This is a genomic window from Campylobacter sp. 2018MI34 (genome assembly GCF_016598975.1).
Classification (GTDB): domain Bacteria; phylum Campylobacterota; class Campylobacteria; order Campylobacterales; family Campylobacteraceae; genus Campylobacter_D.
Window position 1 is genome coordinate 1 of the sequence record NZ_JAENKS010000010.1, and the last position, 13210, is coordinate 13210.

At 27.9% G+C, this 13210-nt stretch carries 13 protein-coding genes; 5 read left to right on the plus strand and 8 right to left on the minus strand.

What is annotated here, in order from left to right; all coding sequences use genetic code 11:
* Positions 1–218: 218 nt before the first annotated feature.
* The 5 genes from JG676_RS03965 to JG676_RS03985 form a co-directional block, all read right to left on the minus strand.
* Positions 219–782, minus strand: a complete 564-nt coding sequence (locus JG676_RS03965) for a TetR/AcrR family transcriptional regulator (RefSeq protein WP_200217373.1) — start codon at positions 780–782, stop codon at positions 219–221.
* 95 nt (positions 783–877) lie between these two features.
* Positions 878–1360 (minus strand): SDR family oxidoreductase, encoded by a 483-nt coding sequence (locus JG676_RS09195; protein WP_200217400.1) that lies wholly within the window; start codon positions 1358–1360, stop codon positions 878–880.
* A gap of 23 nt (positions 1361–1383) precedes the next feature.
* Positions 1384–1623, minus strand: coding sequence for an SDR family NAD(P)-dependent oxidoreductase (locus JG676_RS09200; RefSeq protein ID WP_200217374.1), 240 nt, complete (start codon positions 1621–1623; stop codon positions 1384–1386).
* 403 nt (positions 1624–2026) lie between these two features.
* Positions 2027–2491: a Cj1386 family hemin-binding protein gene (locus JG676_RS03980; protein WP_200217375.1), complete on the minus strand. Its 465-nt coding sequence runs from the start codon at positions 2489–2491 to the stop codon at positions 2027–2029.
* 52 nt (positions 2492–2543) lie between these two features.
* The gene (locus tag JG676_RS03985; RefSeq protein ID WP_200217376.1) at positions 2544–3968 is read right to left on the minus strand and encodes a catalase; all 1425 of its coding nucleotides are present in this window, start codon (positions 3966–3968) and stop codon (positions 2544–2546) included.
* Positions 3969–4265: 297 nt separating this feature from the next.
* Between JG676_RS03985 and JG676_RS03990 the strand changes: the two genes are divergently transcribed.
* From JG676_RS03990 to JG676_RS04010, 5 genes are read left to right on the plus strand one after another with little or no spacing between them, the layout of a single operon-like run.
* Complete coding sequence (locus tag JG676_RS03990; protein WP_200170125.1) at positions 4266–4628, plus strand: Rid family detoxifying hydrolase; 363 nt, start codon at positions 4266–4268, stop codon at positions 4626–4628.
* A 2-nt stretch (positions 4629–4630) separates the two neighbouring features.
* The gene (gene dcuC, locus JG676_RS03995) at positions 4631–6070 is read left to right on the plus strand and encodes a C4-dicarboxylate transporter DcuC (RefSeq protein ID WP_200217377.1); all 1440 of its coding nucleotides are present in this window, start codon (positions 4631–4633) and stop codon (positions 6068–6070) included.
* An 11-nt stretch (positions 6071–6081) separates the two neighbouring features.
* Complete coding sequence (locus tag JG676_RS04000) at positions 6082–7245, plus strand: PLP-dependent aspartate aminotransferase family protein (RefSeq protein ID WP_200217378.1); 1164 nt, start codon at positions 6082–6084, stop codon at positions 7243–7245.
* A 9-nt stretch (positions 7246–7254) separates the two neighbouring features.
* Positions 7255–8622, plus strand: a complete 1368-nt coding sequence (gene purB / locus JG676_RS04005) for an adenylosuccinate lyase (RefSeq protein WP_200217379.1) — start codon at positions 7255–7257, stop codon at positions 8620–8622.
* 8 nt (positions 8623–8630) lie between these two features.
* On the plus strand, positions 8631–9968 hold the full coding sequence (locus JG676_RS04010) for an MmgE/PrpD family protein (protein ID WP_200217380.1): 1338 nt from the start codon (positions 8631–8633) through the stop codon (positions 9966–9968).
* Between the two features lie 546 nt (positions 9969–10514).
* Here JG676_RS04010 and fldA read toward each other — a convergent pair.
* The 3 genes from fldA to JG676_RS04025 form a co-directional block, all read right to left on the minus strand.
* Positions 10515–11006: a flavodoxin FldA gene (gene fldA, locus JG676_RS04015; protein WP_200170120.1), complete on the minus strand. Its 492-nt coding sequence runs from the start codon at positions 11004–11006 to the stop codon at positions 10515–10517.
* 80 nt (positions 11007–11086) lie between these two features.
* Positions 11087–11737 (minus strand): TrkA family potassium uptake protein, encoded by a 651-nt coding sequence (locus JG676_RS04020; RefSeq protein ID WP_200170119.1) that lies wholly within the window; start codon positions 11735–11737, stop codon positions 11087–11089.
* The gene (locus JG676_RS04025) at positions 11734–13077 is read right to left on the minus strand and encodes a TrkH family potassium uptake protein (protein WP_200170118.1); all 1344 of its coding nucleotides are present in this window, start codon (positions 13075–13077) and stop codon (positions 11734–11736) included. Before JG676_RS04025 ends, JG676_RS04020 begins: the two co-directional genes overlap by 4 nt.
* Positions 13078–13210 lie beyond the last annotated feature (133 nt).

Sequence of the window (13210 nt, forward strand, 5' to 3'; positions counted from 1 at the left end):
GATTGACTATATGTAAAAATAAATTACACAAGTCTTAAAAAAATGCTTAAAATCATACATTTAAAATTATAAGTTTTTATAAAAACACAAGATTAATCAATAATCTAGAAAAATTGATTATTTTTTTTGACATTTTTTACAAATATCTAGAAAAACCCATTTGTAAAATAACTTTTATACATTGTTTTTATATTATTAATACTATCTATAAATATTAGTCATGCTTTAATAGCTTCCCAACTTAATTGCTTAATATACTTAAATCTCTCTTCCATATCTTCTATTAGATTATTTCTATAATCTTTTGCTAATTGAACAATTGGGTTATAACAGTATGAAAGTAGTATATAAGGCGCAATTTTTTTAAAGGTATTTTCTTTTATTTTATTTTCAACAATTGAAAAAATAGGTTCAAACATTGCCACCGTATTTGCATTGGCAATACTTGGATTTAAAGAACACATTTCTATAAATAACAAATACTCCATACGCTCTACTATAAATGTGTATAGATTGCTCATTAGTTTTTCAAATACTTTTTGACCTGAATCAGTTATGCTGATATTACGATTTATATATTGTCGCAATATATCTTTAACATATATATACACACCTTTTATAAGAGCTTCTTTGTTTTCATAATATAAATATATAGTAGCCGATGCTAATTTAGCCTTTTTTGCAATTTTTGATATGGATAAACCTTGAATTCCCTCATCAATTGCAAGAGTGATTACAGCATCAATAATTAATTGTTCTTTTTTTTTATCTCGAATACGCATCTTATAACCCTTTCATTTATGTTATAACATTATACATTTTGCTTACTTTCCTTTCAATTAACTTTTATTATTTTATATTTTAACGCAAGATAAGATTATTGTGCCGTATAACCTCCATCAATTGGCAAAACTACACCCGTCATAAATGGACATTCATCTGAGGCAAGAAAATAAATTCCATTAGCAATATCTTCTACCGTGCCTAAACGTTTCATTGGATGAATTTCTTCTAATGTTTCTTTTGTTACAGCACCTGACTCAATCGCTTCTTTTAAAATATCCGTTAAAATAGCACCTGGTGCTACTGCATTAATACGAATACCCGAAGTAACATATTCTATTGCAGCACCTTTTGTCATTCCTACCACGGCGTGTTTAGTGGCACCATATTCTCCAGCAAATGGAATTCCATTTAAACCTGCAATCGAAGCTAAATTTACAATACTGCCAGAACCAACTTTTAACATTTCAAGTAAAGCATAACGCATGCCATAATACACCCCCATGATATTTGTTTTCACCATATTACGCATATTATTTGGTGATGTTTGAGCAAAATATTTTGCTTCTCCTGTAATAGCTGAATTATTTACTAATACGTCTAATTTTCATATGTATCAACTATTGTTTTAATTAAATTTTTCACTTCCTCTTCTTTTGTTACATCAACCAAATATACCTCAGCCTCAATACCTTGAATTTTGCATTCATATAAAAAAGCTTGTTTCTTGCTTTCATCTCTTGTTGTCGTAATAACTATATAGCTATTCTTGCCAAATTTAAAAGCTGTTGCTTTCCCAATACCACTAGTACCACCTGTAATAAGAACTATTTTTTTCATAATTATTATCTCCTTTATAGCATAAAATCAATTTATAAATAAATGAACGTTCGTTTATTTATAAATTACTATATCATATTTAATTTGGTTTGTCAAATTAAATAATCCATTGATTACATTAAATTGCTATAAAAACGAAATTATCAAAAACTTAACATAAAACAGGTAAGTTTTTATACCCTTATTTATAATATATTTTAAAAAAATTAATTACTTAATAAGCTAGATAATTTGAATATTTAAAAAGAATTACACGTTTAGAGGAAATTAGTATTATTTATTAATATTTAAAAGTATTTTAAACTAGGACTATCATAACCAATTCTAAAATTATAAGTTTAAAGCATAAAAAAATTATATAAATGATTTTAATATTTCAAAATTATTTATATAATAATAAAATCTACTTCTTAAATATTTTTAATATATTTAAACTTATTTTTTTAAAAAAACTTTTCTTAGAATTTTGGAGTAAAAATTCAGCAATTTCCTTTCTTCCAAACATTAATGCAAAAGTATAAGGCGTCATCCCTAAGCCATTATTTTCATCAATATTTGCTCCATATTTAACCAAAAGCTTACACATAGATAAATATCCTTTAAAACATACTCCAGCTAAGGGTGTTTGTCCACGATCATTTTTTTCATCCACCTTTGCACCTTTTTCTAAAAGCATTTTTGCACACTCATAAGAATCATTATAAGCAGCAAGCATAAGCAAAGTATCACCTTTGTGTGTTTTTAAATTGATATTTAAACCCGCATCTAACATTATCTTTAAATTTTCATAGTCATTATTTCTTGCAAAATCAAATGCCATCTTACAAAGCTCGGCAAATCTTTTTTCTTCTTCTAAACTAAGTTGCATAAATTATCCTTTAAATAATCTTTAGTTTGCCTCAAAAAGAGGCAAGTAAAAACTACTTATTTAAAGCTTTTTTAACACCATTTGCATAAGCAGGGGAAATTTTTTCAAAATGATTTAAAGCTCTAGCAATAATTTCTTTCTCAACTCCATCCATAGAAGCAGCAATGTTATTAAAAAGTTGTTCTTTTTGATTTTCATTCATTAAATCAAATAAGGCACGAGGTTGGCTATAAAAATCATCATCCATTGCTTTGTATCTTTGAGCATTGCCTTCTGAAATCAAATCAGGCTCAAGATAACTTTTATCTTCTTTTGGGCTATCATTATAACTATTTGGCTCATAATAAGCTTTACCATTTTTGTAAATATCAAAATTCATAGCACCTGCAACATTATAAGTATTTACCTCGCTTCTAGCACGATTTACAGGTAAAAGATGATAATTAGTTCCTATTCTATATCTTTGTGCATCTGGATAAGAGAAAATTCTAGCTTGAAGCATTTTATCCGGACTAAAGCCAATTCCAGAAACTATATTGCTAGGACTAAAAGCAGCTTGTTCTACTTCATTAAAATAATTATCAACATTTTTATTTAATACTATCTCGCCCACATCCATTAAAGGAACAATCTTATGAGGCCAAATTTTAGTTAAATCAAAAGGATTAAAACCAAGTTTTTCTATGTCTTTTTCGGCTAAAATTTGAAGTTGAACTTTCCATTTTGGAAATTCTTTTCTTTCAATAGCTTCATAAAGATCTCTTTGATGACTTTCCCTATCTTTTGCTATTAAATTAGCTGCTTCTTCATTGGTTAAATTTTTAATACCCTGTAATGTTTTAAAATGAAATTTCACCCAAAATCTTTCATTTTTGTCATTGATAAAACTATAAGTATGACTTCCAAAACCATGCATATGACGATAGCTTGCAGGAATTCCTCTATCGCTCATTAAAATAGTTACTTGGTGCAAACTTTCAGGACAAAGTGTCCAAAAATCCCAAGCAGCATTATTGCTTCTTAAATGAGTGCGCGGATCTCTTTTTTGAGTATGTATAAAATCAGGAAATTTATAAGCATCGCGGATAAAAAAAGTCGGGGTATTATTACCAACTAAATCCCAGTTTCCTTCTTTGGTATAAAATTTTATTGCAAAACCACGAACATCTCTTTCAGCATCAGCTGCTCCTGCTTCTCCAGCAACGGTTGAAAAACGTAAAAAAAGCGGAGTAACTTCTCCTTTTTGAAAAACTTTTGCCTTAGTATATGCACTTAAATCAGCGCTTATTTTCATTTCTCCATAAGCTGCACTTCCTTTAGCATGAACCGTTCTTTCAGGAATTCTTTCTCTGTTTTGATGAGCAAGTTTTTCAAGTAAAATATAATCTTGCATAAGCAATGGTCCTTTAACACCTGCACTTAAAGAATTTTGATTATCAGCAACAATATTTCCAAAGTCATTTGTTAATTTTTTCATAACCTCTCCTTATATAAAATAATTTTTAAATTAATTATATTCTTTAAAAGTAAAAATAATATTAATTAATAAAAATTATTAATAAAAAATAAAAATTATTTTTATAATTAAGTATTTTTGGTATATTTTTTAATTTTACATGCTTTTTAAGATAAATATTTAGAAAATATTTTGGTTTTTGCTTATAATTTTTATTTATATTGATTGAAATTAATAAAATATATAAATTTATTCAGATGATTTTTAAATTTAAACTTTATTATATTAAAATTAAATATTTTAATTAAAGGAGATTCTATGTCAAATTATCCAAAAGCTATAGGGCCTTATTCAGCTTATAGAGAAGCTAATGGACTTTTATTTATTTCAGGACAACTTCCTATTAATCCAGCAAGTGGTGAAATAGAAGCTAAAGATATTAAAGAACAAACTAAACAATCTTTATTAAATATAGAAGCTATTTTAAAAGAAAACAATCTTTGTTTTGATAATGTAATTAAAACAACTTGTTTTTTAGCTAACATTAATGATTTTGTAAATTTTAATGAAGTATATTCAAGCTTTTTTAAAGCTCCTTATCCTGCAAGAAGTGCTTTTGCAGTAAAAGATCTACCAAAAAATGCTTTGGTTGAAATTGAAGTTATAGCGGTTAAAGGATAAAATTGCTAGGACTTGGTTTTTCATTATTTAGTATAGCTTTGCTTGTATTTATGCTTTATAAAAAAATCAATGCACATATGGCATTGCTTTTAAGTGGCTTGCTTTTGCTTTCTTTAGCTGCTATTTTTGGACTTTCTCCGCATATTGTTGCTAAGGGTTCTTTAAATCTAGGTTTTTTTGATATATTTGAAGTTTTTAATCAGACTATGTCAAAAACATTGGCTGGACTTGGTCTTACACTTATGAGTATAGCAGGTTTTTCTGCCTATATGGATCATGTAGGGGCTTCTTATGCGCTTTTTAAAGTTTTTGAAAAACCTTTAAAAACAATAAAATCTCCCTATGTTTTGCTTATAGTTGCTTATTTTATTGTGCAATTTTTGGTTCTTTTTATACCATCTCACGCAGGTTTGGCACTTTTACTTATGGTTACTATGTATCCTATACTTGTGCGATCGGGTGTTTCAAAACTTTCTGCCTTAAGTGTTATTGCCATTTGTCAATACATTGATCATGGTCCTGCAAGTGGAAATGTTATTATGGCATCAAAGATAGCTGAGATTGATCCTGCAATTTATTTTGTTCATTATCAACTTCCTGTAACTTTACCAATTATTATAGTTGTAGGTGTTACAGTATATTTTTGCAATAAATTTTTTGATAAAAAAGATAATTTTATTTTTAATATACAAGAAATTGAAAAAGAACTCAACGAAAATGAAGACAAAGAAAAAGAACTTAAAAAGCCTCCTAGAATTTATGCTATTTTGCCTATAATCCCTTTGGTTTTAATTTTAGGATTTAGTTCAGTGCTTGATAGTATATTAGTTTTAATGGGAATAAGTAGTACCCAAGAAGTAAAAGCAGCTACTAGTACTGCAATTAAAATGAATGTTCCAGTAGCAATGATTATTTCAACTTTTGTGGCTATTATTTTTGAAATGATACGCTATAAAAGCGTAGTAGAAACACTAAATTCCATTATGATTTTCTTCAAAGGAATGGGACATTTATTTGTTATTACAGTTTCACTTATAGTTTGTGGTCAAGTATTTGCAAATGGTCTTTTATCTGTTGGTTTCGTAGATACTTTAATAGAATTTTGTAAAAATGCAGGATTTGGAGTTTTTGCTATTATTGTTGTGGTTTCAATTTTGCTTGCAATTTGTGCTTTTTTAATGGGTTCAGGAAATGCAGCATTCTTTAGCTTTGCTCCACTTATTCCAAATATAGCAAAACATTTCAACATTGAAACTATTATTATGATAGCACCTATTCAAATTATGACTGGTTTTGGAAGGTGTATTAGTCCTATTGCACCTGCAATTTTAGCTATTTCATCTATAGCAAAAGTTAGCCCTTTTGTTATAATTAAAAGAACAGCCATTCCTATGTTTGTAGCAACTATAATAAATATTATTATGACTTATATTTATATTTAAAAGGAGAAAGAATGAATTCAAAAACTAAACTTATTCATTGTGGTAGAGGCGATCAAAGTGTTGAAGCAAGATCGGTTAATCCTTTACTTATGCGTGCATCAACTATACTTTTTAAAGATCATGCTAGTTGGCAAAAACATAAGGAATTAAGAAAAACAGAACGTGTTTTAAGTTACGGTGCTAGAGGAACAACAACAAATTTTGAACTTGAAAAACTTATTTGTGCTTTAGAGGGTGGTTATAGAGCCCAACTTTTCCCAACAGGTCTTGCAGCACTTGCTATGGTGCTTTTAAACTATGCTAGTAAAGATGCACATTTTTTAATTACTGATGCTATTTATGGCCCTGTTAGAACAATTTGTGAATTATTTTTGGAAAAAATAGGCGTTGAAGTTGATTTTTTAAAAGCTGATGCAAGTGATATTGAAGAGAAAATTAAGCCTAATACTAAACTTATTTTATGTGAAAGCCCAGGCTCTATTCTTTATGAAATTATAGATTTACCAAAACTTTGCAAAATTGCTCACGCACATAATATACCAGTAGCTATTGATAATACTTATTCTAGTGGATATTTTCTAAATCCTTTAGAGCTTGGAGTAGATATTTCGGTTATTGCTGCTACAAAATATCTTAGCGGACACTCTGATGTAACTATGGGTATAGTAGTAGTAAATGAAAAAGAGTGGAAAAATTTTAACAGGCTTCCAGAAGTTTTCGGTTTTACAACAAGTCCTGATGATGTTTATTTAGTGCTTCGTGGTATGAGAACTTTGGATATAAGAATGAGAGCTCACGAAAAAAGTGCTGATGAAATTGTAGAATTTTTACAAAGCAGAAAAGAAATTAAAACTATTTTCTACCCAAAACTCAAATCTCATCCAAATTATGAAATTTTTATGCGTGATCATAAGGGTACCAATGGTATGATTACTATAGAATTTATAGATAGTTATGATAAAGATGATGCTATTAAATTTGTAGATAAATTAAAATACTTTTCAATCGGTGCAAGTTGGGGTGGATATGAAAGCTTAGCCACTGTTACTACTCCGCCTAGAACTGCAATAGATTTAAGCACAAGAGGTCCATTTGTAAGATTTCATATAGGTCTTGAGGATACTAAAGATTTAATTGCTGATTTAACACAAGCTTTTGATAGTATTAAAAAATAAGGAGATAAAATGACAGGAATTAGCGTATTTGATCAAAAATTATTGGCAAATTCTTGGAGTACTGAAAGTATGCGTGAGATTTTTTGTGAGCAAAATCGCATACAAAAATGGCTCGATGTTGAAGCAGCATTAGCAAAAGCACAAGCAAAACTTAAAATTATTCCTAAAGAGGCAGCTGATGAAATAGCAAAAAAAGCTCATTATAAATTTATGGATATGGATTTTATTTTTGCTGAATTCAAAAAAACTAAACATCCTTTAGTTCCAACTGTTAGAGCTTTAGAAAAAGCTTGTGATAATAATTTAGGCGAATATGTTCATTTTGGGGTAACTACTCAAGATATTATTGATACAGGGCTTGTCTTGCAATTTAAAGAAGCGATGCAACTTATAAAAAGTGAATTAAAGGACATTGCAAAAGCTTTAGTAAAATTAGCTAAAACATATAAAAATACTGCTATGATGGGAAGAACTTTAACTCTTCAAGCTTTGCCTATTACTTTTGGTCATAAAGTGGCTATTTGGTTAAGTGAGCTTGAACGTCATTTTGAAAGAATACTTGAACTTGAAAAAAGACTTTATGTGGGTAGTATAGTAGGTGCTGTAGGAACTAAAGCAAGTTTAAGTGATCAGTGTAATGAAGTAGAAAGACTTACCTTAGAAAATCTAGGACTTAATGTACCTAATATTTCTTGGCAAAGTGCACGTGATCGCTTTGTAGAACTTGGTTTTGTTTTGGGTAATATTAATGCAACTTTTAACAAAATTGCACATGAAATTTTAATTCTTTCACATAATGAGATTGATGAAGTTGCAGAACCTTTTGGTAAAGGACAAGTTGGAAGCTCTACTATGCCACACAAAAGAAATCCTGCAATAAGTGAAAATGCAGTTACAGTAAGCAATGCTTTTAGGGCAAATTTAGCAATTTTAAGTGATATTGAAAGACACGAGCACGAAAGAGATGGACAAGTTTGGAAAATGGAATGGAAACTTTTGCCTGAAATGTTTTTAATGCTTTCTGTAATTTTAGCAAATATGAAATTTGCTCTTAGTGATTTACAGGTAAAAAAAGATAAGATGCTTAAAAATTTAAATACTCTTAATGGCTTTGTTTTAGCAGAACGCATTATGTTTGCATTAAGTGATCATTATGGAAAACAACACGCTCATGAGATTGTTTATGAAAATGCAATGCTAGGCATTGAAAAACAAAAAACCTTTAAAGAAGTTTTACTTAAAGATAAAAGAGTATCTAAGGTATTAAAAGAAGAGGAAATTGATGCTTTACTTGATGCAACAACCTATGTAGGATACGCACCAAAACTTGTAGATGAATTTTTAGAAAAAATTAAAAATAGTGCTATTTTAAAATAGGAAAAATTATGTTTTATAGCGAAATTTTAGCAGATTTTATTTTTAATCTTAAATATGAAAATATCCCTAATGTGGTTATTCAAAGGGCTAAAGAGCTCATGCTTGATAGTCTTGGAACCGCGATAGCAGCAAGCAAAGAAGAATGTGTTTTAAATGTTTTTAAGACTTTTGAAAATTTAAGCATAGAAAAAAATACTTCTGTTTGGATAAATGATCAAAAATTAGATCCCATATATGCCACTATGCTTAATGGCATTGCTTCTCATATGTTAGATTTTGATGATACGCATACAGAAGCTATTTTGCACGCAAGTGCAATTTTAACTCCGCTTTGTCTAAGCTATGGTTTTTCTATCAATCAAGATGCTAAAAAAAATATTAAAGCTTTTATAGTTGGCTGGGAAATTGCAGCTAGAGTAGGTATTGCAAGTAAAGGCACTTTTCATAAGCGTGGTTTTCATACTACTGCTATTGCAGGAATTTTTGGAAGTGTTAGCACAAGTGCAATTTTACTAGATCTAAATAAAGAGCAAATTATTAATGCTTTAGGACTTGCAGGAAGCTTTGCAAGTGGGATAAATGAGTTTTTATCTAATGGATCTAATTCAAAAGTTTTACATATTGCTAATGTCATTAAAAATGGAATTATAATTGCTCATTTTGCTAAAAATAACACGAGTGGACCTTTGAGTATTTTTGAAGGCAGAGATAATATATTTAAATGTTTTGGCATAGAAGAAGAGTGCGATAAAACAGAACTTAATAAAGGTTTAGGTGAAATTTGGCAAACTATGCAAGTTTCGATAAAGCCTTATCCAAGTTGTCATTTTGCTCACGGGTTTATTGATTGTGCTATTGCTTTAAGAAATGATGGCTTGAAGGCTAATGAAATTAAAAATATTCATTGTTTTGTTGATGAGGTTCCTATCTCTTTTATTTGTGATCCTTTAGAAATAAAATATACTCCAAAGAGTGCTTATGAAGCTAAATTTTCTATGCCTTTTTTAATGGCTTTAGGATTTTTTGATGGTCAAATTACTTTTAAATCTTATGAAAATTTAAAACGTAAAGAAATACTTGATTTTGCTAAAAAAATTACTTATGAAAAAAGAAAATCTCAAGGTTTTCCAAAATATTTTCCAGGACATTTAAAAGCTATTTTGCAAAATGGAAAGATAATTCAAAAAGATGTTTTTATTAATAAAGGTAATTTTGATAATCCTTTAAAATTTGAAGAGCTAAAAACTAAATTTTTAAATAATGTTTGTATAAAACTAAACAATAAAGAAGCTAATGATTTGTTTGATTTTATTATGAATTTAGAAAAACAAAATAAATTTTTATAAGCTTTTAAAACTTAGCTTTTTACATTTTGAGTAATTAAATAAAGTATTAAAATTATTAGTATTTTTAAAGATTGATAAGTAAAAAATATTAAATTTTAGATAAGAAACTTATTTTTGACTTGTTGAAATATTCAAAAATTCAAAATTTAAAGTAGCTAAAATATAATTTATTTTTAATTTTTTTGTAGATTTTCTTTTAAGGGGAAATTATATAAATTCAAGTATTTTTTGCAATAATCTTAGAAAAATAAGTTACATTAAGAATAGTTTTTAAAAACTTATTAATTAGAAATTTTATATAAATAATATTTTATTTTTTAAGCTTATTGAAGACAAATTTAATAATTAATATAAAAAGTAGTATTTTTACAATCAAAAATTTAAAAATAAATAATATAGTAGCAAAAGTATAAAATTAAATTTTTAAAACTTTTGATATTTTATTTACTTTGCAATTGATTAGAATTTTGTTAATACAGTTTCAAATAATATATAATTTAAATTGAAAATTATTTAAAGTTTGCATTTTTGCAAACTTTAATGAGATTAAGAAAAATAAGGTTTAATTTGCTCAACCCAAGCATCAATTCTTGATTCTGTTTGATCTTCTTGATTGTCATTGTCTAATGCAAGTCCTACAAATTTACCATCAACTACAGCTTCGCTTGCTTCAAAAGTATAACCATCAGTTGAAACTTCACCTACTAAATTCGCTCCAGCATTTTTTAAATTTTCGGCTAATTTTCCCATACCACTACAAAATGTGTCAGAATAACTTTCGCTATCACCCATACCAAAAACCGCTACAGTTTTACCTGAAAGATTTAAAGCTGAAAAATCAAAACTATCCCAATCATCTTGTAAATCACCACTTCCCCAAGTTGATGTTCCAAAAAGAATTTTATCATAAGAATTTATTTTATCAGCATCAATATCACTGATATTAAAAACATCATTAATTCCAAGTTTTGAAGCAATTGTATTTGCAGCACCTTCAGTATTTCCCATTGAGCTTCCATAAACTATTGCTATTGACATTTTATCTCCTTTAAAATTTTTAAATTATATATGGTATTTTATCATAATTTTGTTAAGTTTTTGAATATTAATATTAATTATTAATATTCAAAATTTTTTAATTCTTTGCTTGTTCCAAGTAAAATTACAACATCGCCACTATAAGCAATAATTGTTTCAAGATCTGGCATTATTTCCCAAGCTCCATTTGATTTTTTATAAGCAATTATTTTCATATTTTGTGCTATATGCTTAAGTGAATTTCCTGCCATTTTATCATCTACTATCATTTTAATGGCACGTATTGTATTAGCAGATAAATCAAAAATTTCGAAATCTGTTGAACGTAAAAGAAATTCTTTTACAAGTCTTTTTGCGCTTTCTTTTTCTGGATATATAACTTTAGATGCTCCTAATTTAGAAAGAATTTGGCCATGCATAGCAGAAGTTGCTTTTGCAATAATAGTATTTACTCCTATGTCTTTAAGAGCCATTAAGGTTAAAATACTTTTTTCAACATTTTCTCCAATACTTACAATAACAATTTCAGCTTCATGAAAACCAGCTTCTTTAAGAGCTGTGGTATTAGCAGAATCTAAAATATAAGCATAATTTGTAGAATTTTGGATATTTTTTAAAGCTTCTTCATCTTTATCTGCAACAATAACAGTATGCCCTTGAGAAATTAATTCTTCAGCAACAACTGAACCAAATTTTCCTAATCCAATAATCCCATAAGTAATATTTTTCATAAATTTATCCTTCCTTCTGGATATTTGATATACATAGTTTTATCTTTGTTAAATACAGAAAGTAAAAATGCAAAAACTCCTATTCTTCCACTAATCATTAAAATAATTAATATGATTTTACTTGGCTCATTTAATAAAGCACTTAAAGAAAGTGATCCGCCATCTCCCACTGAAACTCCGACCGTAGCAAATGCTGAAGAAGTTTCAAATAATAGGGCAATAAAACGTATATCTGGATTTAATAAAGAAAGCAAAATTACGCATACGATGATATAAACAGCTGAACCAATAGCAATAATAAAAGCTTTATTGATAGTTTCTTGTGGAATTTCATAATTAAAAATTCTTACACGGCCATTTTTAATAGACCAATAAGCATAGATCAATAATACAACTATGGTAGTAACTTTCATCCCCCCAGCAGTTCCTCCTGGTGCTCCACCTATTACCATAAATAAAGATCCAAAAAACAAACTAGCATCTCTTAAACCACCTAAATCAAGCATTGAAAATCCTGCTGTTCTATAATTAATTGCTGTAAAGTATGAAGCAAGTAATTTATCAAAAAAAGAGAAATTTCCTATTGTTTTGGCGTTAGAGTATTCAAAAGTAAAGATGATAAAAGTTGAAAATAAAATTAAAAATATTGTTGCAATAATAACGATTTTGGCATGTAAGCTAAGATTTTGCAATCGTTTTTTTTGAAAAAAATAAAGTTCAATTAAAACAAAATATCCCAAACCTCCAATAATAATTAAGGTTGTGATAATAAAATTTATAGCCAAATCATTTTTATAATCTGCAAGCCCTGTTTTAATGATGGTGAAACCAGCATTATTAAATGCACTTATAGAGTGAAATAAACCAAACCATAAAGCTTTTAAAAAGTTCATATCTAGAGCAAAGCGTAAAGTTAATAATAAAGCTCCGCATAATTCTATAGCAATAATAAATAATAAAACTTTTTTAAAGAATTTAAATAAACCATCCATAGATGGGTAAAGCAAAGTTTCTCTTAATAAATTTTTACCGTCAAAACTTACTTTTTTTCTAATTAAAATATAAACTAAAAGTCCTATTCCTACATAACCTAATCCACCAATTTGTATAAGAGTTAAAATAATAATTTGCCCGTAAATTGTAAAATCAGTTGCAATATTTTTAGTTACAAGCCCAGTCATACTAACAGCTGAAGTACTTATGAAAAAAGCATCTAAAAAACTGATAGGTTTTGTATGAGCCCAATTACACAATAAAAATAAAGCTCCTATCAAAGCAATAATAATATAACCAATTAATAATATTTTGAAAGTACGTCTATCAAGTCCGAATTGTTTCAATAAAACCTCATTTAAGTTTTAAATTTAATAAATCTTGTAATTCTAGCTTCTAAAACTTTAATAAAAATAAAAATAAAATTTAAAGTTATATTAAAGATAAAAAGATAGAATTACACTCTATGAAAAATTTTCG

Bases quoted from the DNA above. Each gene is read 5' to 3' on its own strand.
- JG676_RS04020 (WP_200170119.1), bottom strand. From the start codon at position 11,737: ATGAAAAATATTACTTATGGGATTATTGGATTAGGAAAATTTGGTTCA.
- purB (WP_200217379.1), top strand. From the start codon at position 7,255: ATGACAGGAATTAGCGTATTTGATCAAAAATTATTGGCAAATTCTTGG.
- JG676_RS04000 (WP_200217378.1), top strand. From the start codon at position 6,082: ATGAATTCAAAAACTAAACTTATTCATTGTGGTAGAGGCGATCAAAGT.
- fldA (WP_200170120.1), bottom strand. From the start codon at position 11,006: ATGTCAATAGCAATAGTTTATGGAAGCTCAATGGGAAATACTGAAGGT.
- JG676_RS04010 (WP_200217380.1), top strand. From the start codon at position 8,631: ATGTTTTATAGCGAAATTTTAGCAGATTTTATTTTTAATCTTAAATAT.
- JG676_RS03985 (WP_200217376.1), bottom strand. From the start codon at position 3,968: ATGAAAAAATTAACAAATGACTTTGGAAATATTGTTGCTGATAATCAA.
- JG676_RS03980 (WP_200217375.1), bottom strand. From the start codon at position 2,491: ATGCAACTTAGTTTAGAAGAAGAAAAAAGATTTGCCGAGCTTTGTAAG.
- JG676_RS03965 (WP_200217373.1), bottom strand. From the start codon at position 782: ATGCGTATTCGAGATAAAAAAAAAGAACAATTAATTATTGATGCTGTA.
- JG676_RS09200 (WP_200217374.1), bottom strand. From the start codon at position 1,623: ATGAAAAAAATAGTTCTTATTACAGGTGGTACTAGTGGTATTGGGAAA.
- JG676_RS03990 (WP_200170125.1), top strand. From the start codon at position 4,266: ATGTCAAATTATCCAAAAGCTATAGGGCCTTATTCAGCTTATAGAGAA.